Raw genomic sequence first — 20944 nt, 5'->3', positions numbered from 1 at the left:
TAGTGCCGCCGCTTACCAATACTTCCGCCCAACAGCACTGCGCAGCCCCTTCACTCCACCTCAGGGCGCATGGCCGGGAACAGCAACACATCCCGAATCGAGGCGCTGTCGGTGAACAGCATCACCAGGCGGTCGATGCCGATGCCCTCACCGGCGGTGGGCGGCATGCCATACTCCAGCGCGCGCACGTAGTCGGCGTCGTAGTACATCGCCTCGAGGTCGCCGGCCTCCTTCTCTGCCGCCTGGGCGCGGAAGCGCTCGGCCTGGTCCTCGGCGTCGTTGAGCTCCGAGAAGCCATTGGCGATCTCGCGCCCGCCGACGAAGAACTCGAAGCGCTCGGTGACGAACGGGTTGCTGTCGTTGCGCCGCGCCAGCGGGCTCACCTCGGTGGGGTAATCGGTGATGAAAGTCGGAGCCTTGAGGCGATGCTCGACGGTCTTCTCGAAAATCTCGATCTGGATCTTGCCCAGGCCCCAGCCGTCCTTGACGTCGATGTCGAGCCGCTCGGCGATCTGCCGCGCGGCGGCCTCGTCGGCCAGGGCCTCGGCGTGGATGTCCGGGTTGTACTCGAGGATCGAGTCGAACACGCTGATGCGCTTGAGCGGCTTGCCAAAGTCATACTCGTAGCTCTCGAGCACCTCGCCCTCGGCGTTGCGCACGGTGTTGACCACGGTAGTGGTGCCCAGCACCTTGAGCGCGATGGTGCGCAGCATCTCCTCGGTGAGGTCCATCAGGTCATGGTGGTTGGCATGGGCCTGGTAGAACTCGACCATGGTGAACTCGGGGTTGTGGCGAGTCGAGAGCCCCTCGTTACGGAAGTTGCGGTTGATCTCGAAGACCTTCTCGAAGCCGCCCACCACCAGGCGCTTGAGGTAGAGCTCCGGCGCGATGCGCAGGTACATGTCGATGTCCAGCGCATTGTGGTGGGTGATGAAGGGCCGCGCAGTGGCACCGCCGGGAATCGGCTGCAGCATGGGGGTTTCCACCTCCATGAAGCCGCGCTCCTCGAAGAAGCGACGCATGGCGCTGATCACCCCGGCACGGGTGGCGAACACCTGGCGCGAATCGGGGTTCATGATCAGGTCGACGTAGCGCTGGCGATAGCGTGCCTCCAGGTCGGTCAGGCCGTGGAACTTGTCCGGCAGCGGGCGCAGGCTCTTGGTCAGCAGCCGGGCCTCCTGCATCATCACGTAGAGGTCGCCCTTGCCCGACTTGTGCACCGGGCCGCGGGCCGCGACGATGTCACCGATGTCCCAGCCCTTGATCTCCTCGAGCGTCTCCTCCGCCAACCCCTGCTTGTCGACGTAGAGCTGGATCATGCCGCTGGGGTCCTGGATCACCAGGAAAGGCCCGCGCTTGCGCATGATGCGCCCGGCCACCGCTGCAGGGCGGGCGAGCGCCTCGAGCTCTTCCTTGTCCTTCTCGCCCAGTTCGTCGATCAGCTCGGCCGCCAGGCTGTCGCGGCGAAAGTCATTGGGGAAGGCGCTGCCGCCTGTGGCGACGGCGCGCTCGCGGCGCGCCGCCAGCTTGGCCCGCCGCTCGGCGATCAGGCGGTTCTCGTCGATCTGGGGGCTGTCCGGGGAAGAGCTCTGGTTGGCCATGTCGTTACCTGTTGGGAATTCGCTACGTACGACGAACCACGCACCTCGGCCGCAAGCGGGTGGAAACCGCTCGCGGCCGGGGCCCGAGGCTCGTGGCTACAAGCCTTGCTTCAAGCTGGCTTCGATGAAGGCATCAAGGTCGCCGTCCAGCACCTTGTCGCAGTTGCTGGTCTGGACGCCGGTACGCAGGTCCTTGATGCGCTGGTCGTCGAGCACGTAGGAGCGGATCTGGCTGCCCCAGCCGATATCGGCCTTGGCATCCTCCGCCTCCTGCTTGGCGGCGTTGCGCTTCTGCATCTCGTGCTCCCACAGCTTCGCCTTGAGCTGCTTCATGGCGAAGTCGCGGTTGGCGTGCTGGCTGCGCTGGCTCTGGCAGGCCACCACGATGCCGGTAGGCACGTGGGTGATACGCACCGCCGAATCGGTGGTGTTGACATGCTGGCCGCCGGCGCCGCTGGAGCGGTAGGTATCCGTGCGCAGGTCAGCCGGGTTGATCTCGACCTCGAAGTTGTCGTCCACCTCGGGCGACAGGAACACCGACGCAAACGAGGTGTGGCGACGGCCGCCCGAGTCGAACGGGCTCTTGCGCACCAGGCGATGCACGCCGGTCTCGGTACGCAGCCAGCCGAAGGCATGGTCGCCCTGCACGTGCACCGTGGCCGACTTGATGCCTGCCACCTCACCGGCCGAAACCTCGACGATCTCGGCCTTGAAGCCGTGGTGCTCGCACCAGCGCAGGTACATGCGCAGCAGGATGTTGGCCCAGTCCTGGGCCTCGGTGCCGCCGGAACCGGCCTGGATGTCGAGATAGGCGTTGTTGGCGTCCATCTCGCCCGAGAACATGCGCCGGAACTCGAGCTTCTCGAGGCTTGCCTGCAGGCCGTCGAGTTCCTTCTGCACCTCGGCGACGGTGTCCTCGTCCTCTTCCATCTCGGCCAGTTCGAGCAGGTCGCGGCTGTCCGCCAGGCCCTGGTCGAGCTCATCGATGGTCTCGACCACCAGCTCGAGCGACGCGCGCTCCTTGCCGAGCTTCTGCGCGTAGTCGGGGTCGTTCCAGACGTTAGGGTCTTCCAGCTCGCGGGAGACTTCCTCTAGCCGATCCTTGCGTTCGGCATAGTCAAAGATACCCCCTCAGGACGTCTGTCCGCTCGGACAGGTCCTTGATGAGGTTATGAATGGGATTGGTTTCCAGCATGGGCTCGCTCGCCTGGTTCGCTTGGGAAAGTGCCAGCGCGGCGCCGTGGGGGCCATAAGCCCGGGCGCCACGCAAAGGGGTAGTATTGTAGCGAACCTGATGCCGGGCCGCATCCGTCAACCGCTCGACGCAAGGAACCCGGCCGTGGCCGGGTTCCAGGTCGCTACGCTGACAAATCGCCTAGAAACGATAGGTCAGCTGGGCGCCGAAGCCATGGGCTTCGTTCTTGTAGTCGGCAGTGTAGGTGGAAGTGATGAGCCCACCAGCATCCCGGCGAAGCTGATCCACATGGGTGCTGCGCTCGGACAGGTAGGAGTAGGCAAAGTCCAGCGTGAGATCGTCAGTGGGGCTCCAACCCGCACCTACGGAGAAGATGCGGCGATCGTCCGAGGGAATCCGCGCACTGCGGAATTGATCGCTGGTGGGTGTGAAGTCGAGAGTCACACCGGCGCGCAGGGCCAGCTGCGGATTGAGCTGGTATTCTCCGCCCAGCGCATAGGCCCAAGCATTTGTGTAATCCTGCTGCTCAAGGGTAATCGGGTCACCGCCGGGATCGTTGGGATCAACTACACGAATTTCATCAAATCGATTCCAGCGTGTCCAGGAAGCGCCAGCCATCAATTTGAGACGGTCACTCATTTGTTGGGTAACCGACAAGTTAATCGTTTCAGGTGTCGTCAAATCAAGTTGAGCATCTCGCTCCTGACGCTGCCCTGTGACCGGATTAACATAAATCTCACCATTATCTTGGCGCGCATGATAATCGCCTTCCAAGGTATAACTCACTTTTGAACGATAGGTCAGCCCAATGGTGGTTTCAGGCATCGGCTGGAATATTACACCGAGGTTGTAACCCCAGCCATCGTCATCACCTTGAACCCGGGCATCCAACTCTTCTGTTCCGACTGGGCCAATGCCGTTGAGATCTTGGCGAAACCCCAAAATTGGCGCAGGAACCTGCCGATGCAGCTCCCCCTCAACGCGGTTATAGGTAATGCCAGCACCCACGGCCCATTGGTCATTGAAGCGATAGGAAACGGTCGGCTGAGCGCTGATGACACGCAGCTCGGTGTAGTTACCAAGATTGCGTCCTACGAAGGTGTCCTCATAGTCCGTTTTGGAACCAAACGGCGCATAGACACCGAAGCCGAAGGCCAGTTGCTGATTAACTGGGTGAGCATAGAAAGCGAAGGGAACCAAGGTGCCCGGAACGATATCACCTTCCGCTGTTCCGTCAGTATGAACCGGCACGCCATTGCGTGTGGCTGAAGCATTATTGATATCGGTACTGACGTTCAGGTAGGTCCCACCAGCGGTGAGTTGCGCGCGATCCAGGAAGGACATCCCGGCCGGGTTGCCGAAGACAATGGTGGCGTCGTTGACGTTGGAGCTCCGCCCGGCGTGGCCGTAGCCCTGGCCGCTGACGCTCTGCTCGTTGATCTGGTAGCCGCCCGCATTGGCCTGGCTGGCAAATGCGGCGGCAGCGACGGCCACTGCCCAGGTGAGCTTATTGAACTTGTTGTGCATGTCTCGGCGTCCTCTATCCAGCCCCGGCTGGCATTGAATGTTATCGGCCCCTAGCAAGGGGCACAGGTCAGCAAAGCCAGTTTTGGGCAAAACGACCGTTCGGATCAAGGGCAAACGTTCGTTTTATGGCGGGAAAGGCTAATACTTTGGTCATATGTAGCCGCAAGGGACTGAACTTAAGGCGCTTCGCTGGATACACAACGCCGATCAACAGGGCCGACAGCCGACTTGACCTATGTGTAACCCACAGGTTTTACACTCATCGCAAACGGAACCTTGAGGAAACCCGCCATGAAGGTCAGCGAACTGGCGCGGCAGGCGGAGGTCACCGCCGAGACGGTGCGCCACTATACCCGCGAAGGCCTGCTCCACCCGGTGCGGGACCCTGACAACGGCTACCAGCTTTACGATCATGCCGACCTGGAGCGGCTGCGCTTCATCCAGCGTGCCCGTACGCTGGGCTTCAGCGTCGCCGAGATCAGCGACATCCTGGCCCATGCCGACCAGGGCGACTCCCCCTGCCCCATGGTGCGCGACCTGCTTGCCAGCCGGCTGCCGCAGATCCGCGCTCGAATTCGCGAATTGGAGGCACTGGCAGCACGCATGGAGCAGGCGCTGACGGCCTGGGCCGAAATGCCCGATGGCACGCCCGACGGGCATAGTCTGTGTCGCCTGATCGAGAGCTTCCCCGATGCCTCCCACCCCACCTGTGGCCACATCGCCAAGGAGACCCGCTCATGATCCCTCGCACCCTGCAGCGCCAAGTGCCCGGCATGAGCTGCCAAGGCTGCGTGAAGCGCATGCGCGAAGCGATCCAGGCTCGTGACGCGGACGCCGAGGTGGTCGGCTTCCCCGCCGAGAAGCGCCTGGCCGTTTCCACGGCACTGGACGAAGCAACCCTCGACCACGTACTGGCAGAGGCCGGCTATCCTGCGGCCGAGGGCACCGGCGAGGCAGCCGCACTGGTCCTGCCGGAACTTACCGAAACGGCCCGGAATGAATCCGTAGCACAGCCTACCCCGGCGCTCTCTGCCGCTTCGGCCGCCGACAACGATACGCGAACGCATCGCCTGGCCATCTCGGGCATGACCTGCGCCAGCTGCGTGAAGAGCGTGCAGCAAGCGCTCGAGCGAACCCCTGGTGTGGCCACGGCCAGCGTCAATTTCGGTACGCGCATCGCCCAGGTGTACGGCAGTGCCCCAGCCGGCGCCCTGGTGCAGGCGGTGCAGGCCGCCGGCTACGACGCCGAGCCCATCGTCGACCTGCGCCAGGCCGAGGCGGCGCGCAGCGCCAAGGACGCCGAAACCTACCGCAGCCGGCTGCGGGGAAGCGCCTGGTCGCTGGCCCTGGCCGTGCCGCTGATGGCCAGCATGTTCCTCTACCATCCCCACCCCGTGGGGATGGGGCGCCTCTACTGGCTAGTCATCGGGCTGCTGACGCTAGCCATCCTGATGGGCCCTGGTCGGCACTTCTTCGTCAACGCCTGGAAGAATCTCAAGCACCACCAGGCCAACATGGACTCGCTGATCGCCATGGGCACCGGCACCGCCTGGCTCTACTCCATGGCAGTGGTGGCCTTTGCCCCCTGGCTGCCGGCGGTGGCACACGGCATCTACTTCGAAGCCTCGGCGATGATCATCGGCCTGGTGCTGCTGGGCAACGCCCTGGAGCTGAAGGCCCGCGGCCGTACCAGCGAGGCGCTCAAGCGCCTGCTTGACCTGCAGAGCCGCACGGCGCGTGTCATTCGCAACGGCGATGAGCGAGAAATGCCCATCGAAGAGGTGCGCCAGGGCGATCATATCCGCGTACGCCCCGGCGAACGCCTGCCGGTCGACGGCCTTGTGACCAGCGGCGCCAGCCATATCGACGAATCCATGCTCACCGGCGAGCCGCTACCGGTAGCCAAGGCCGAGGGCGACGAGGTCAACGCCGGCACGGTGAACGGCCGCGGCGGCCTGATCTATCGCGCCACCCGCGTGGGGGCCGACACTCGCCTCGGGCAGATTACCGAGCAGGTGGCCCTGGCGCAGAACTCACGCCCCCCCATCGGCGAGCTCGCCGACAAGGTATCGAGCATCTTCGTGCCGACGGTGATGATCATCGCGGTGCTCACGGCCTTGGCATGGTTCAACTTCGGCGCCGAGCCGCGAGTCATCCACATGCTGGTGACCGCCACCACGGTGCTGATCATCGCCTGCCCTTGCGCCCTGGGCCTGGCCACGCCGATTTCGACCATGATCGGCGTGGGCAAGGCCGCCGAACACGGCGTGCTGGTGCGCAGCGGCGAAGCCCTGCAGACCGCCAGCCGACTCACCACGCTGGTGGTGGACAAGACTGGCACCCTGACCATGGGCAAGCCCAGCGTGACCGAGGCCCATGTTGTGGAAGGTGAGCCTGCGGCGCTGCTCGGCCTGGTCGCGGCGCTGGAGCAGGGTTCGGAGCACCCCCTGGCCGCGGCGCTGCTGGCATACGCCGAGCAGGCGGGCGCCGAGGCCGCGAGCATTCGTGACTTCGACAGCATCACCGGCGGCGGCGTCAAGGCCGCGGGGCCGAACGGCGAGGCGCTGCTGCTGGGCAATGCGCGGCTGCTGGAGCAGGCCGGCATCGACCTCACGACGGGGGCCGAGCTGGCAGAAAGGCTCGAGAAGCAGGCGCGCACGGTGGTCTACCTCGGCGTGGCCGGCCGGCTGGCCGCCCTGTTCGGCATCAGCGACCCGCTGCGGGCCGACACCGTGGAGGCGGTCAAGCGGCTCCAGGCCGATGGCCTCAAGGTAGTGATGCTCACCGGCGACAACGCCCACACCGCGGCCGCCATCGCCCGCGAGGTGGGCATCGATGACTTCCGCGCCGGGCTGCTGCCCGAGGACAAGCACGCCGAGATCGAGCGCCTGCAGCAGGCCGGGGAGGTCGTCGGCATGGTGGGCGACGGTATCAACGACGCACCGGCGCTGGCCCGGGCCAACGTCGGCTTCGCCATCGGCCAGGGCACCGACGTGGCCATCGAGAGCGCCGGCATCACGCTGATGCGCAGCTCCCTGCACGGCATCGCCGATGCCATCGAGATCAGCCGCATGACACTGCGCAACATCAAGCAGAACCTGGTCGGCGCCTTCGGCTACAACACACTGTGCATCCCCATTGCCGCAGGCGTGCTCTACCCCTTCACCGGAGCGCTGCTGTCGCCGATGATCGCCGGGGCGGCCATGTCGCTCTCGTCGATCACCGTAGTCAGCAATGCCAACCGGCTGCGCTGGCTCAAGACCCGTGGAGACACCCGGTCGGGGCGCGACGCGCCCCCGGCCGCAGCGAAGGAGGCCTTGTCATGAGCTGGCTCGTCAATCTTGCAGGCCTGGCCCTCATCATCGCCATCGTCTGGTGGTTCTGGGGGCGCCGCTGACAGGTACGTCCAAGCAGCTGCTACGCTGAAGGCATACGGCAGAAGGAGAGAACGCCATGCCCAGTCTCGACGGCGTACTGGAGACCGCACTCTACGTTGACGACATGGATCGAGCGCGGGTCTTCTTCGAAGGCGTGATGGGTCTTGAGCCCTTCAACGCCGACCACCGTTTCACCGCCTACGACGCGGGTGCCAACACCGTGCTGCTGCTTTTCCTGCAGGGCGAGACGCTGGAAACCGTGGTGCTGCCCAAGGAGATGGGCACCATTCCGCCCCATAACGGCCGGGGGCGGGTGCATCTCGCCTTCGCCATCGCCGCCGACGAGCTGGCCACCTGGGAGCGCCAGCTCGACGACCACGGCGTGGCCATCGAGGGGCGCACCCACTGGCCCCGCGGCGGCAAGAGTCTCTATTTCCGCGACCCCGACGGCCACCTGATCGAGCTGGCGACGCCCGGTGTCTGGCCCAACTACTGACAAGAGCCATGCCCACCGAAAAATCGGCGAGCGAAGGCCAGGGCTAGGCCCGTTCCGACGGGCCAACGCACTTCCCACATCCATGTGGGTCGCAAGGCAAAAATCGGCGCAAAGGCGGAGTTTACGTGTGTGTAAATGAGCACTTTAAGCCGATTTTTAACGCCATATGGGCGAGCACAGCCACTTTTCAGCTCACGCCCATATAGCGGCCTGGCTTGTGGTTCAGGGCAATGATCAGGTTCAGCGCCACGGCCCCCAGCACCGACAGCCCCACCCGGTCGGCTGGCAGTACCAGCAATGCTGCCAGCATGATCAGCCCATCGATGCCAAGCTGCACGTAGCCAGCACGCAGGCCGTAGCGGCCCTGCAGGTAGAGCGCCAGGATGTTGATGCCGCCAAGGCTGGTGCGGTGGCGAAACAGCACCAGCATACCGATGCCGATCAGGCTGCCACCCATCAGCGAGGCGTAGAGCGGGTTGAGACTGTCGAAGCTGACCCACTTGCCGGTCAGCTCGGAGAACAGCGACACCAGGGCGATGGCCGCGAAGGTCCGCAGGGTGAACGACCAGCCCATGCGCTTTACCGCCAGGTAGTAGAACGGCAGGTTGATCAGGAAGAACCACACGCCGAAGCGCCACCCGGTGGCGTACTGCAGCAGGAAGGCCATGCCGGCGGTACTGCCGGTGAGCAGCAGCGCCTGGGTGTAGAAGGCCACCCCCAGGGCGACGAACAGCGTGCCCACCAGCATAGCCATCACGTCCTCGTAGGGGCGATGAGGGTCGGTGGGCAGCACGTTGGGATCCATGACGAAGGTCCTTGGCAAGAAAGATGACGACAGAGTCGGCGCCAGTGTAGCGGCCGGCCTGCACCAGCGCTTTGATCAAGCTCGCCTTTTTGCGATCCGACCCGCCGCCACGCTAAGGGGCCTCGCCATGCTCGAGCATCAGCTGCAGCGACTCCCGCCCCCGCCAGCGGTTGCGGCTCAGCCGGTAGGCGCAGCGCAGGCGGTCCCCCACGCCGAAGGTCGGCAGCTCGCCGGCCGCCAGGGCACGAAACCAGATCGCTTTGAGGCTGGCCACTCCCGCCGATAGCGTCATCGACAGGTGGGTGCCATCGGCCCCCACCGGACGCAGCGACTCGATCAGGAACTCCCCTTCGAACAGCGGCGCATCGAATTCGCGCCCGTACGGCCCGAGCGCCTCCAGCTCTTGCAGGGTGGGCAGCTGCAACTGGTCAGGCAGCAGCGCACCGTCGGTGAAGAGGTGCGGAAACAGCGCAATGCCGCCCAGCTGTTCGCCCACCGCCTGCAGGAAGGCGGCACGAAACGCCTCGAGCTGGCCCAATGGCACGCCCACCCCGGCTGCCCCGCGATGCCCGCCGAAACGCGGCAGCGCGGCGGGCGCCAGCTCGTGGACACGCTGCAGGGCATCACGCAGGTGCAGCGCCTCGATGGAGCGCCCCGAGCCGGTGAGCATACCGGGCGCCACGGCGGGAGTGAGCACCAGCGCCGGGCGGCCAAAGGCCTGCACCAGCCGCGAGGCGACGATGCCCTGCACGCCGGGGTGGCCGTTTTCGAGGTAGACGACCAGCGCCGGCAGCTCGGCCTCGAACTGCGGCAGCGCCAGGGCGCGGGCCTCCTCGACCATGTCCGATTCGATCGCCTTGCGCGACTGGTTGTCCTCGTCCAGCGTCTGCAGGTGGCGTACCGCCGTGGCGTCATCCCCTGCCAGCATGAAGTGCAGCGCCGCGTAAGGGTCGTCGAGACGCGAGCGGGCGTTGATGCGCGGTCCCATCTGGAAGGCCAGGGTCTCGGCGGAGAACGGCACGCTGTCTTCGCCCAAGCGGGTCGCCATGGCACGCCAGCAGGCAGCCTCCATGCGGTTGATCAGTGCCAGGCCGTGACTGACCACGGCGCGATTGGCCGGGCTCGCCCCCAGCGACACGCAGTCGGCCACGGTGCCTAGCGCCACGTAGGAGAGCCAGGCGGAGAGCTTGGGCGTCGCCGCGGGAATCACACCCCACTCCACCAGCACGCTGCGCGTCAGCGACATCACCAGCCAGGCCACCATGCAACCGGCGATGGTACGGTCGGGATACTGGCAGTCGTCTCGCGTCGGGTTTACCACGGCATGGGCCGAGGGCGGCGGTCCTTCCAACGGCAGGGCGTGGTGGTCGCTCACCACCACGTCGATGCCGGCCGCCTTGAGCCGGGCGATGCGCGGCTCATCGGAGCTGCCGCAGTCGGCGGTGATCACCAGGCTCGGCCGCGGCGAAAGGCCAAGCGTACGCTCTACCAAGGGCAGGCTGATGCCGTAACCGTCGTGGATGCGATGGCCGATCAGGCTGTGCAGGCGCGACTCCGGCACGCCGAACAGCTCCACCAGGGTGCGCCGGATCACCACATGGGAGGTGATGCCATCGACGTCATAGTCGGTGAGGATGCCGATGTGCTCGCCCTCGGCCACGGCGGTGGCGATGCGCTCGGCGGCACGGCGGCCGTCGGCCAGGCGCTCCGGGTGCTCGAGGTAGCGCAGGCTGGGCTGGGTCAGCGGCGCCAGCTCGCCCTCATAGCCGGCCAGGCGACCGGCCAGCACCCGGGCCTGCAGCTCGGTCAGGCCTTCGGCGAGCGCCCGGGCGTAGAGTGCCTCGTTGCGTGGGCGCAACAGCAGCCGCGGCTTGAGCCGAGCGTGAAGGTCGATGGGGTCGGTCACGGCGTCCAAGCCTGACTCCTCTGGTTCGCATCCGATGGTAAACGGCGATGGAAACGGCGTACCGAGCGAAGGGCGCCGGGGACAGGCCGAAGAGGGGGTCTTTTGCCATGGATGGCAAAAGTAGCGCCCAGGGAAGGGTTCACAGCGCCCCCTCGCAGGCCTGTCGCCGGATCAGCTCTGAGCGGGCATCTGGCGCCAGCGGCATCGAGACTTCCCGAAGCCTTTTCCCGGCGCCCCTCGCCTCAGCTTCGGCCTTCAGTGCTGGCGCCGGTTCTCGGCCACGAACGCCTGCACCTTCGCCAGCTCCGCCGGCAGCACGGTGTAGCGCTCCTCGCGCTCGAGCAGGTCATCCATGTGCGGCGGCAGCGGCACGCCGGGGAAGCCGGCCTTGACCACCGCCTCGGCGAACTTGGCCGGATGGGCCGTGGCCAGGGTGATCATCGGCGTGGCGGCATCGGCCCGGGCACGCTCGGCGGCACGGTAGCCGGTGGCGGTATGCGGGTCGAGCAGTTCCTTGGTGCGGTGGTGCGCCTCGCGGATCACCTCGAGGATGGTGGCATCGTCGACGCTATGGCTGGCGAACAGCGCCCGCAGCCGCTCCAGTGGTGCCTCGGCCAGCGCCGTCGGCTCGGACTGGAAGCGCTCGAGCAGCGCCGCCACGGCGGCGCCGTCGCGCTCGTAGGCCTCGAACAGCAGGCGCTCGAAGTTGGACGACACCACGATATCCATGGAGGGCGCCAGGGTCGCCTTGAGCTCCTGCTTGGAGAAGTCGTTGGCGGCAATGGTGCGGTGCAGGATGTCGTTGGCGTTGGTGGCGATGATGAACTGCTTGACCGGCAGGCCCATGCGATAGGCCATGTAGCCGGCGAAGACGTTGCCGAAGTTGGCCGAGGGCACGCAGAAGCTGACCTGGCGGTGCGGCGCACCCAGCGCCACGCCCGCGGCCACGTAGTAGACGATCTGGGCCATGATGCGCGCCCAGTTGATCGAGTTCACCGCTACCAGGCGGGTGCCGCCGAGGAAGCCCTGGTCGGCGAAGCTGGCCTTGACCATCGCCTGGGCGTCGTCGAAGTTGCCCTCAATGGCGATGTTGAAGACATTGTCGGCCAGCACCGAGGTCATCTGGCGACGCTGCACCTCGGAGACCCGGTTGTGCGGGTGCAGGATGAAGATGTCGAGGTTGTCGCAATGGCGACAGCCCTCGATTGCCGCCGAGCCGGTGTCGCCGGAGGTGGCGCCCATGATCACCGCACGCTCGCCGCGCTTGGCCAGGAAATGGTCGAGGATGCGACCCAGCAGCTGCAGGGCGACGTCCTTGAAGGCCAGGGTCGGGCCGTGGAACAGCTCGAGCAGAAAGTGGTTGGCATCGAGCTGGTTGAGCGGCACCACGGCATCGTGGCTAAAGGTGGCATAGGCGTCGCGCACGATGCCGCGGAAGGTTTCGTCGTCGATCTCGCCGTTGACGTAGGGCTGCATCACCCGGAAGGCGATCTCGGCATAGGAGAGCCCGGCCATGGCGGCAAGCGCCTCGTGCGAGAACTGCGGGATGGTCTCCGGCACGTAGAGGCCCCCGTCGCTGGCCATGCCGGTCAGCACCACCTCCTCGAAGGAGAGGGCCGGTGCCTTGCCACGTGTACTGATATAGCGCATGACCTTACTCCTGCTCGTCCAGCGACTCGACGCGGATCCGCGTGACCGGCCCGGCGATATCGGCCAGCGACTCGAGCTGACGAATCGCCTCGTTCATGTTGCGCTCTCGGGTGCGGTGAGTCATCAGGATGATCGGCACCAGCTCGCCCTCGGTGGCCTCCTTCTGGATGATGGCCTCGATGGAGATGCCCTGCTCGGAGAGGATGGTCGCCACCCGCGCCAGCACACCCGGGCGATCCACCGCCAGCAGGCGCAGATAGTAGGCAGTGACGATATCCTCCATAGGCAGGATCGGCAGATCGACGTCATCCTCGCCGATGCCGCTGAAGGCCAGGTAAGGCACGCGGTAGTGGTGGTCGGTGGCGATATCGCGGGCCACGTCGAGCAGGTCGGCCACCACTGCCGAAGCGGTCGGCTCGGAGCCGGCGCCGGCGCCGTAGTAAAGCGTGGGCCCCACGGCATCGCCCATGATGGCGATGGCGTTCTTGACCCCGTGCACATTGGCCAGCAGCCGCTCCTTGGGGATCAGGGTCGGGTGCACGCGCAGCTCGAAGCCGTGATCGGTGCGCTTGGAGATGCCCAGGTGCTTGATCACGTAGCCCAGATTGTTGGCCTGCTCAACGTCGTCGAAGGTGACCCTGGAGATGCCTTCGGTGTAGGCCTTCTCGAACTGCAGCGGCACCCCGTAGGCGATCGAGGCCAGGATGGTCAGCTTGTGGGCGGCATCGATGCCTTCCACGTCGAAGGTGGGATCGGCCTCGGCATAGCCCAGCGCCTGCGCTTCCTTGAGCACGTCCTCGAAGGCACGGCCCTCGCTGCGCATGTGGGTGAGAATGTAGTTGCCGGTGCCGTTGATGATGCCGGCGAGCCACTCGATGCGGTTGGCGCCGAGGCCCTCGCGCAGCGACTTGATCACCGGAATGCCGCCAGCCACGGCGGCCTCGAAGGCCACGATCACGCCCTTTTCATGGGCCGCCTTGAAGATTTCATTGCCGTAGACGGCAATTAGCGCCTTGTTCGCGGTCACCACATGCTTGCCGTTCTCGATGGCGGTGAGCACCAGCTCACGGGCCACGTCGTAGCCGCCCACCAGCTCGACGAGCACGTCGACGTCAGGGTTGCGCGCCACTTCGAAGATGTCCGAGGTGGTCTTGATGCCGGTGAGGTCGCACTCGGGATTGAGGCTGCGATGCGCCACCTGCTCGATGACGATCGGGCGCCCGGCCCGCCGCGCAATCTCGTCGGCATTGCGCGTCAGTACGTTGAAGGTGCCGCCACCGACGGTCCCCAGTCCACAGATTCCCACTCTCACCGGTTTCAATTTCATGTCCCCTGATTGGTATCCAGCTATGTTGGTGTCCAACGATGTCACGATCAGCCGTGTCGATGGAGTGGCCATGTCAATACTGGCCTAGGTCGATGCCGGCTGTATCTACATTGGCCAGCTATACTGGCCATGCCTGCCGCCAGCCTGGCCGGCGACCGGCCTTACAGCGACCGGCACTGCGTTCAGCGTTGATGTCGACGCTGTCAGTCACTTGCTTATTCCGCCAGCCCCAGCATATCGGCCAGGCGCTCGGCGGGCACGTAGCCTGGCACCAGGCGGCCGTCGGGCAGGATGATGGCCGGTGTCCCCTGCACCCCCAGCGCCAAGCCGAGATGATACTGCGCCTCGACCGGATTGTCGCAGTCGGTGCCGTTCGTCAGCGCTTCCTGGCGCTTGGCCGCATTCATCGCCTCGGTGGGATTGTCGGCACACCAGATCTGCTCCAGCGTCCTTGCCCCCTGAGCGTTCATGCCGGTGCGCGGAAACGCCAGGTAGTGCACCTCGATCCCCAGCTCGTTGAGGCGCGGCACTTCGTCGTGCAGCTGGCGGCAGTAGGGGCACGTGGTGTCGGTGAAGACCACCACCTCGGCGCGGGTTTCACCCGTACCCCGGAAGATGACCCGCTCTGACTCGGGCACCCCGGCCAGGCGCTCGGCGCGCTCCGCGTTACGCGACTGCTCGGTCAGGTTGACCAGGCCGCGCTCGGTATTTTCGTAGAGGTCGCCAACCAGGAAGAAGGCACCGTTGGCGTCGCTATAGAAGGCCTCGCCCGTCTCCAGGCGTACCTGGAAGATGCCTGCCATCGGCGTTTCCTTGACGCTCTCGACCGGCATGGGCTGGCTGTTGACCTGCAGCCGCTCGGCCAGGCTTGTCGTGGCATCGGCCGAGGCCGTCAGCGGCAGCAGCAGCGCGACCCAGGGCAGCGCCAGAGCGGACAGGGAACCGGCAATATGGCGGGGAAACGGAATCATGGACTCAACCTCGCGGATGGTGTTCGGCATGCAGGGCTTCGAGTCGCGCCTGCGCAATATGGGTATAGATCTGGGTGGTCGACAGATCGCTGTGACCGAGCAGCATCTGTACGACACGCAAATTGGCACCGTGATTCAACAGGTGCGTGGCAAAGGCATGCCGCAGGGTGTGCGGCGACAGCGGTCGCGTGATACCAGCGGTGCGCGCATGGGCCTTGATCCGATGCCAGAAGGTCTGGCGCGTCATGCAATTGTCGCCTCGCCCCGGAAACAGCGCCGGGCGAGTGACGTCCTGCATCAGGGCCCCCCGCGCGGTGCGCAGGTAGCGTGTCAGCCAGTGTACGGCCTCTTCCCCCAGCGGGACCAGCCGATCCTTGTCGCCCTTGCCACGCACCCGCACCACGCCCTGACGCAGGTTCACCGCATCGACGCTGAGCGTCACCAACTCCGACACACGCAGGCCGCAGCCGTAGAGCACCTCGAGCATCGCCCGGTCGCGCACCCCCAGGTCGGTGGCAAGATCGGGGGCCGCCAACAGGCGCTCCACTTCTGCCTCGTCGAGCGTACCCGGCAGACCCGGGCGCACACGCGGCAAGCGCACCTCGGCCAGCGGGTCGCGCTCGATGCGTCCCTCGGCTAGCGCCCAGCGATAGAAGCCACGCAGGCTGGAGAGCAGCCGGGCATTGCTGCGCAGCCGGTAGCCTGCCGCCCGGCGCTCATCGAGCCAGGTCGGCAGCAGCGCTTGGTGAGGTGCCAGCAGCTCACCGCCCGCTTCCGCCAGGCGGGTGGCCCAGGCCTCGAGGTCGCGCCGGTAGGCGGCCAGAGTGTGCTCGCTCGCTCCCCGCTCAAGCCACAGGGCGTCGAGAAAGGCGTCGATCAAGGCCAGGAACCGGGCGTCATGAACCATGCCCCACTCTCCTTATGCAACCTGAAACCTATTCACAGGCTTGAACCCAGGCACTGGCTTCGAACCCAGATACAGGCACGGCCCGAAACAACAAAGCCCCGCCCCGCGTGAGCGGTGGCGGGGCTTGCGGCACAACGAAACCACGAGCGGGCCGGACTCGGGCACGACCCGCGCACGCTTTCGTTACGACAGTTTTTCCTTGATACGGGCAGACTTGCCGCTGCGCTCACGCAGGTAGTACAGCTTGGCCTGGCGCACGTCACCGCGGCGCTTGACCTCGACGGAATCGACCAGCGGGCTGTAGGTCTGGAAGGTACGCTCGACGCCTACACCGTGGGAGATCTTGCGCACGGTGAAGGCGGAATTCAGGCCACGGTTGCGCTTGCCGATCACCACGCCTTCGAAGGCCTGGAGACGCTCGCGGCTGCCTTCACGCACCTTGACCTGCACGACGACGGTGTCGCCCGGAGCGAAATCCGGCACCTGCTTGCTCATCTGCTCGGCTTCAAGCGCCTGGATCACCTTGTTCTTGCTGCTCATGACTGACTCCTCGTATTCGGCGCCGCCGCTCCTTGCAAGTTCAACGGCGGCGCGTGATCCCGGCGCTCGAGCCTAACTCGAGAGCGCGGGAGATGATGGGTGACGCAGGTCCACGGCGGGGGATCAAGGGCGCCCCTCAGCGCTTCGCGTCCTGCACCTCCGCTCCGGCCTTCGCCAGGGCGTGTTCCTCGATGAACTCCTCGAGCAGCGTCTGCTGCTCGGCATCCAACGTCCTGCCTTCGAGCAGGTCGGGGCGCCTGAGCCAGGTTCGCCCCAGCGACTGCTTGAGCCGCCAGCGCCGGATCTCGCCATGATGTCCGCTGAGCAGCACATCCGGCACCCGCCGCCCCTCGATCTCCTCGGGGCGAGTATAGTGCGGGCAATCCAGCAGCCCTTCGTTGAAGGAGTCCTCGACCGCGGAGTCGTGATGCCCGAGCACGCCGGGTACCAGTCTTGCCGCGGCATCGATCAGCACCATGGCCGGCAGCTCGCCGCCGCTCAGCACATAGTCGCCGATCGACCATTCTTCATCGATATCGCTCTCTACCACCCGCTCATCGATGCCTTCGTAGCGCCCGGCCACCACCACCAGCGGGGGGCCGCTCGCCAGCTCCCGGGCACCCGCCTGGTCCAGCCTGCGACCCTGGGGCGACAGGTAGATCACGCGCGGGGGCTGGCCAGTCGCCTCGGCCGCACGCTCGCGGGCGGCATGGATGGCCGCACGCAGCGTATCGACCTTCATCAGCATGCCCGGGCCGCCGCCGTAGGGGCGGTCATCCACGGTGCGGTGGCGGTCGCTGGCATAGTCGCGGGGGTTCCAGAACTCCAGCGCAATGCGCCCCTGGCTCACCGCCCGCCCCGTGACGCCGTGCCGGGTCACGGCATCGAACATCTCGGGAAACAGCGACACCACGCCGATCCACAGTGCCGGCTCGGCGACACCGCTCGTCGTTTCTGCGTGGTTCAAAACTCCGGATCCCAGTCGACGGTCATGGTACCCGCCGTCAGGTCGACCTCGACGATCACCTCATCGGGCAGGAACGGCAGCAGCCGCTCTCGGTCGTCGATGGAGGCAGGCTCACCTTCCGGATCGCCCTTGACGACCAGCACGTCGTTGGCGCCGGTCTCGAACAGGTACGCGACGCGACCCAGGATCTCGCCGTCACGCGTGGCAACCGTGAGACCTTCCAACTGGTGCCAGTAATAGTCACCCTTGGGCAGCGCCGGCAGCGTCTCCTTGGGCAGCAGCACTTCGGCTCCTGCCATCTGCTCGGCCGCCTCGCGCGAGTCGACGCCCTCCAGCAAGGCCACCAGGCCCTTGCCATGGCGACGCCCCTGCCGCAGGCGATGCGAGCTCAGCGCCCCGCCCTGCCTGAGCACCCATTCCGGGTACTCCAGGATGCCTTCCATCGGGCTGGTGTGAGAGTAGACCTTGAGCCATCCCTTGACGCCATATGGACTGGTCAACTTGCCCAGCACCACATGATCGCCCGCTTCGATGCGTTCGGCCTGCACACTCATAGTTCAGCCATAGGTCAGCGCAGCGCGTCAGGCTTACGCCTGCTTGCGAGCTTCCTTGACCAGCTCGGCGACGCGGTCGGACATCTGCGCGCCCTGGCCCTGCCAGTGAGCGATACGGTCCAGATCCACGCGCAGGCGCTCTTCACCACCGCGAGCGATGGGGTTGAAGAAGCCGAGGCGTTCGATAAAGCGACCATCGCGGGAATTGCGCGAATCGGTCACGGTCAGGTGGTAGAAGGGACGCTTCTTGGCGCCACCACGTGCCAGACGAATGGTAACCATGACGTTAACTGTCCTTCGGTTGAGATTACGTTGATACCGATATGTGCCGGACCCGGCGAACGGCCAGATTCTTGGCAACTGCCAGGAAAGCGGGCCTCAGGGACCCGCTTTCGCTTCATTCGGTCACTTACTTTTCACAAGTTCTTCTTTTACCAGCGTGCAGGCGGGTCTAACCCACGGTCCTGCCATGAAGACGCAGCATTCTACGGAAATCAGCCCCGCTTTGAAACCCTTTTCTCGGGCCTCGCCGGCTCGGCTGCTGTGCGCCTCAACGCCAGGGGAAACCGCCGGGGCCGCCCATCCCGCCCATGCCGCCGGGACCTCCCGGACCGCCGCCGCCCATCATGCCCGACATGCCGCGCATCATCTTCTGCATGCCGCCCTTCTTGCCCGCCTTCTTCATCATCTTCTGCATCTGCTTGTGCTGCTTGAGCAAGCGATTGAGATCGGGCACCTGCAGGCCAGCACCGGCAGCGATGCGCCGCTTGCGCGAGCCATTGATGATTTCGGGCTTGCGCCGCTCCTGGGGCGTCATGGAGTTGATCAGCGCCTCGAGCTTACCCAGCTCCTTCTCCGGGCCGGGCCCCTGGGCCAGCTCGGCCATCTGGCCCATACCCGGCAGCTTGCCGAGCAGGCCGCCCATGCCACCCATCTTCTTGAGCTGCTGCAGCTGGTCGCGGAAGTCCTCGAGGTCGAAGCCCTCGCCCTTCTTGACCTTCTTGGCGAGCTGCTCGGCCTTCTTCTTGTCGACGGTGCGCTCGGCCTCCTCGATCAGCGACAGCACGTCGCCCATGCCGAGGATGCGAGAGGCCACCCGATCCGGGTGGAAGGGCTCCAGGGCATCGACCTTCTCGCCCACGCCCATGAACTTGATCGGCTTGCCGGTGATGTGGCGCACCGACAGCGCGGCACCGCCACGGGCATCGCCGTCGGCCTTGGTCAGGATTACGCCGGTCAGCGGCAGCGCCTCGTGGAACGCCTTGGCCGTGTTGGCGGCGTCCTGGCCGGTCATGGCGTCGACCACGAACAGGGTTTCCTGCGGCTGGCAGGCGCGGTGCAGCTCGGCGATCTCGGCCATCATGGCCTCGTCGATGGCCAGGCGGCCGGCGGTGTCGACCAGCAGCACGTCGTGGAACTGGATCTTGGCGTGCTTGATTGCCGCCTCGGCGATAGCCACCGGCTTCTGGTCGGAGCGCGACGGGAAGAAGTCGACGCCAACCTCCTTCGCCAGAGTCTCAAGCTGGTCGATGGCCGCCGGGCGATAGACGTCGGCGGAGACCACCAGCACCTTCTTTTTCTCGCGCTCCCTCAGGTAGCGCGCCAGCTTGGCCACGGAGGTGGTCTTGCCCGCCCCCTGCAGGCCGGCCATCAGCACCACCGCCGGGGAACCCTTGAGCGAGAGCCCTTCGTTGGCCTCGCCCATGATCGCCTCGAGCTCCTGCTGGACGATCTTGACGAACTGCTGCCCGGGCGACAGGCTCTTCGAGACTTCCTGCCCCACGGCGCGCTCGCGCACGCGCTCGATGAAGGCCTTGACCACCGGCAGGGCGACATCGGCCTCGAGCAGGGCCCGGCGCACCTCGCGCAGGGTGTCCTTGATGTTGTCCTCGGTCAGGCGCGCCTGGCCTTTGATGGACTTGAGCGTCTGGGAAAGGCGCTCGCTAAGATTCTGGAACATTGAGCACTCCGGCTGCTGAAGCGGGGCAGCAAGTGACGGTTTTGGCCGCTGCGAATCGGTTCTGCCGTGGGCGCGCGCGACATTTCGCCACGCAAACGCACGCCTTCTACCCCAGGGCACCACCAGGCCGCCTAGAAAATAGTACTTGCACTGCGTTGGCGGGAAATTATACGCCTTGTGAGCGCCAGTCTCCATGCGCACCACCCCAGGGTCCGGCTGTGCGACGCCGTGAGGATTGGGTATAGTGACAGCGGCAGGTTCCCTTTACCTCGGGATGGCATTACCTCGAGATGCGATAGACGCCCCCGCGGCGCACGGACGACAACTGATGCAGGCGCTTCCTCTGGCCCTTATGGCCTTCATTCTCTACCTGGGCGCAGCCTCCTGGCAGGGGCTCACCCTGGCACGCCGCGTTCCGCAGCGCCCCGCCCTGGTGCGCACCCTCGGCGTGCTGGGCCTGCTGTTCCATCTTCCCGTGGCGATGAAGCTGATCGACCAGAGCCCGGGACTGATGCCCGGCCTCTCCACCAGCGCCGTGGTACTCACGGCCATCATGATCAGCCTGCTGCTTGCCGTCAGCCTGGCCAAGCCGGTGCTGAACGTGGCCGTCGGCCTGTTCCCCCTTTCCGGGCTTGCGCTGCTGCTGGCCGTGGGCCTGCCGAGCCCGGAGCGCACCGGCGGCATGACGCCAGGCATCGCGCTGCATGCCATCAGCTCGGCGCTGGCCTTCGGCGTACTGTTCATCGCCGCCTGCCAGGCGGTGCTACTGGGACTGCAGAACCAGGCGCTGCGCCATCACCATATCCGCGGCATGGTGCAGGTCCTACCGCCGCTGACCACCATGGAACGCCTGCTATTCGAGATGATCTGGGCCGGCATGGGTCTGCTCACGCTGTCCATCCTCAGCGGCTTCCTGTTCGTCGAGAGCATGTTTGCCCAGCACCTGGCCCACAAGACCATCCTGTCGATGGCCGCCTGGGTGATATTTGCCATCCTGCTGATCAGCCACCACGTGCTGGGCTGGCGAGGCATGCGCGCCGTGCGCTGGACCCTGGGTGGCTGCGCCGTGCTGCTGCTGGCCTATTTTGGCAGCAAGTTCGTGCTCGAGGTCATCTTGAACCGCACCTGAGGCGCAAGTCGCCTTGACACTGCCGGAGCGAA

General features: G+C 65.7%; 18 protein-coding genes. 4 read left to right on the top strand and 14 right to left on the bottom strand.

Translation table 11 applies throughout. The features are described from left to right. Window positions 1-50: 50 nt before the first annotated feature. The 3 genes from lysS to ACT7B3_RS01970 all read right to left on the bottom strand — a co-directional run bounded on the left by lysS (window position 51) and on the right by ACT7B3_RS01970 (window position 4323). Entirely contained in the window at window positions 51-1601 is a 1551-nt protein-coding gene (gene lysS / locus ACT7B3_RS01980; protein ID WP_445156686.1) for a lysine--tRNA ligase, read from the bottom strand. 96 nt (window positions 1602-1697) lie between these two features. Beyond that, window positions 1698-2796, bottom strand: a protein-coding gene (gene prfB, locus ACT7B3_RS01975) for a peptide chain release factor 2 (protein WP_445156685.1) whose coding sequence is annotated in 2 segments (ribosomal slippage) — window positions 1698-2720 and window positions 2722-2796 — 1098 coding nt in all. Because the reading frame shifts where the segments join, the coding sequence is not laid out codon by codon here. Window positions 2797-2976: 180 nt separating this feature from the next. Further along, window positions 2977-4323 carry an OmpP1/FadL family transporter gene (locus ACT7B3_RS01970; RefSeq protein ID WP_445156684.1) on the bottom strand — a complete coding sequence of 449 codons (1347 nt, stop codon included), beginning with the start codon at window positions 4321-4323 and terminating at the stop codon, window positions 2977-2979. A gap of 291 nt (window positions 4324-4614) precedes the next feature. Here ACT7B3_RS01970 and ACT7B3_RS01965 point away from each other — a divergent pair, with 291 nt between their 5' ends. The 3 genes from ACT7B3_RS01965 to ACT7B3_RS01955 all read left to right on the top strand — a co-directional run bounded on the left by ACT7B3_RS01965 (window position 4615) and on the right by ACT7B3_RS01955 (window position 8196). Next, complete coding sequence (locus tag ACT7B3_RS01965; RefSeq protein WP_445156683.1) at window positions 4615-5064, top strand: MerR family transcriptional regulator; 450 nt, start codon at window positions 4615-4617, stop codon at window positions 5062-5064. Next, the gene (locus tag ACT7B3_RS01960; RefSeq protein WP_445156682.1) at window positions 5061-7649 is read left to right on the top strand and encodes a heavy metal translocating P-type ATPase; all 2589 of its coding nucleotides are present in this window, start codon (window positions 5061-5063) and stop codon (window positions 7647-7649) included. Before ACT7B3_RS01965 ends, ACT7B3_RS01960 begins: the two co-directional genes overlap by 4 nt. A 127-nt stretch (window positions 7650-7776) precedes the next feature. Further along, window positions 7777-8196 (top strand): VOC family protein, encoded by a 420-nt coding sequence (locus ACT7B3_RS01955; protein WP_445156681.1) that lies wholly within the window; start codon window positions 7777-7779, stop codon window positions 8194-8196. Between the two features lie 187 nt (window positions 8197-8383). Here ACT7B3_RS01955 and ACT7B3_RS01950 read toward each other — a convergent pair whose 3' ends face one another. From ACT7B3_RS01950 to ffh, 11 genes are all read right to left on the bottom strand, one after another. Continuing rightward, complete coding sequence (locus ACT7B3_RS01950; RefSeq protein WP_444678565.1) at window positions 8384-9001, bottom strand: YitT family protein; 618 nt, start codon at window positions 8999-9001, stop codon at window positions 8384-8386. A gap of 112 nt (window positions 9002-9113) precedes the next feature. Next, window positions 9114-10907: a single-stranded-DNA-specific exonuclease RecJ gene (locus ACT7B3_RS01945; protein ID WP_445158831.1), complete on the bottom strand. Its 1794-nt coding sequence runs from the start codon at window positions 10905-10907 to the stop codon at window positions 9114-9116. 255 nt (window positions 10908-11162) lie between these two features. Further along, window positions 11163-12557, bottom strand: coding sequence for a threonine synthase (gene thrC / locus ACT7B3_RS01940; RefSeq protein ID WP_445156680.1), 1395 nt, complete (start codon window positions 12555-12557; stop codon window positions 11163-11165). Window positions 12558-12561: 4 nt separating this feature from the next. Continuing rightward, entirely contained in the window at window positions 12562-13878 is a 1317-nt protein-coding gene (locus tag ACT7B3_RS01935; protein ID WP_445158830.1) for a homoserine dehydrogenase, read from the bottom strand. A 221-nt stretch (window positions 13879-14099) separates the two neighbouring features. Continuing rightward, window positions 14100-14855, bottom strand: a complete 756-nt coding sequence (locus ACT7B3_RS01930; RefSeq protein ID WP_445156679.1) for a DsbC family protein — start codon at window positions 14853-14855, stop codon at window positions 14100-14102. 4 nt (window positions 14856-14859) lie between these two features. Next, a complete protein-coding gene (xerD, locus tag ACT7B3_RS01925; RefSeq protein WP_445158829.1) occupies window positions 14860-15741 on the bottom strand; it encodes a site-specific tyrosine recombinase XerD in 882 nt (293 codons plus the stop codon). Between the two features lie 204 nt (window positions 15742-15945). Next, a complete protein-coding gene (gene rplS, locus ACT7B3_RS01920) occupies window positions 15946-16302 on the bottom strand; it encodes a 50S ribosomal protein L19 (protein WP_444678567.1) in 357 nt (118 codons plus the stop codon). 136 nt (window positions 16303-16438) lie between these two features. Next, window positions 16439-17227 (bottom strand): tRNA (guanosine(37)-N1)-methyltransferase TrmD, encoded by a 789-nt coding sequence (gene trmD / locus ACT7B3_RS01915; protein WP_445158828.1) that lies wholly within the window; start codon window positions 17225-17227, stop codon window positions 16439-16441. A gap of 38 nt (window positions 17228-17265) precedes the next feature. After that, window positions 17266-17823, bottom strand: coding sequence for a ribosome maturation factor RimM (rimM, locus tag ACT7B3_RS01910; RefSeq protein ID WP_444678568.1), 558 nt, complete (start codon window positions 17821-17823; stop codon window positions 17266-17268). Window positions 17824-17856: 33 nt separating this feature from the next. After that, window positions 17857-18105: a 30S ribosomal protein S16 gene (gene rpsP / locus ACT7B3_RS01905; protein WP_444678569.1), complete on the bottom strand. Its 249-nt coding sequence runs from the start codon at window positions 18103-18105 to the stop codon at window positions 17857-17859. Window positions 18106-18373: 268 nt separating this feature from the next. Continuing rightward, the gene (gene ffh, locus ACT7B3_RS01900; protein WP_445156678.1) at window positions 18374-19783 is read right to left on the bottom strand and encodes a signal recognition particle protein; all 1410 of its coding nucleotides are present in this window, start codon (window positions 19781-19783) and stop codon (window positions 18374-18376) included. 328 nt (window positions 19784-20111) lie between these two features. Here ffh and ACT7B3_RS01895 point away from each other — a divergent pair, with 328 nt between their 5' ends. Further along, on the top strand, window positions 20112-20912 hold the full coding sequence (locus tag ACT7B3_RS01895) for a cytochrome C assembly family protein (RefSeq protein WP_445156677.1): 801 nt from the start codon (window positions 20112-20114) through the stop codon (window positions 20910-20912). The last annotated feature ends 32 nt before the right edge of the window (window positions 20913-20944 follow it).

The sequence above is a fragment of the Halomonas sp. E14 genome, assembly GCF_052568415.1.
This window is presented reverse-complemented; position numbering and strand designations above follow the sequence as displayed.

What these genes read in the sequence shown, in the direction of transcription:
- lysS (WP_445156686.1), bottom strand. Translation starts at nt 1,601, where the DNA reads ATGGCCAACCAGAGCTCTTCCCCGGACAGCCCCCAGATCGACGAGAAC.
- ACT7B3_RS01970 (WP_445156684.1), bottom strand. Translation starts at nt 4,323, where the DNA reads ATGCACAACAAGTTCAATAAGCTCACCTGGGCAGTGGCCGTCGCTGCC.
- ACT7B3_RS01965 (WP_445156683.1), top strand. Translation starts at nt 4,615, where the DNA reads ATGAAGGTCAGCGAACTGGCGCGGCAGGCGGAGGTCACCGCCGAGACG.
- ACT7B3_RS01960 (WP_445156682.1), top strand. Translation starts at nt 5,061, where the DNA reads ATGATCCCTCGCACCCTGCAGCGCCAAGTGCCCGGCATGAGCTGCCAA.
- ACT7B3_RS01955 (WP_445156681.1), top strand. Translation starts at nt 7,777, where the DNA reads ATGCCCAGTCTCGACGGCGTACTGGAGACCGCACTCTACGTTGACGAC.
- ACT7B3_RS01950 (WP_444678565.1), bottom strand. Translation starts at nt 9,001, where the DNA reads ATGGATCCCAACGTGCTGCCCACCGACCCTCATCGCCCCTACGAGGAC.
- thrC (WP_445156680.1), bottom strand. Translation starts at nt 12,557, where the DNA reads ATGCGCTATATCAGTACACGTGGCAAGGCACCGGCCCTCTCCTTCGAG.
- ACT7B3_RS01930 (WP_445156679.1), bottom strand. Translation starts at nt 14,855, where the DNA reads ATGATTCCGTTTCCCCGCCATATTGCCGGTTCCCTGTCCGCTCTGGCG.
- rplS (WP_444678567.1), bottom strand. Translation starts at nt 16,302, where the DNA reads ATGAGCAGCAAGAACAAGGTGATCCAGGCGCTTGAAGCCGAGCAGATG.
- rimM (WP_444678568.1), bottom strand. Translation starts at nt 17,823, where the DNA reads ATGAGTGTGCAGGCCGAACGCATCGAAGCGGGCGATCATGTGGTGCTG.
- rpsP (WP_444678569.1), bottom strand. Translation starts at nt 18,105, where the DNA reads ATGGTTACCATTCGTCTGGCACGTGGTGGCGCCAAGAAGCGTCCCTTC.
- ffh (WP_445156678.1), bottom strand. Translation starts at nt 19,783, where the DNA reads ATGTTCCAGAATCTTAGCGAGCGCCTTTCCCAGACGCTCAAGTCCATC.
- ACT7B3_RS01895 (WP_445156677.1), top strand. Translation starts at nt 20,112, where the DNA reads ATGCAGGCGCTTCCTCTGGCCCTTATGGCCTTCATTCTCTACCTGGGC.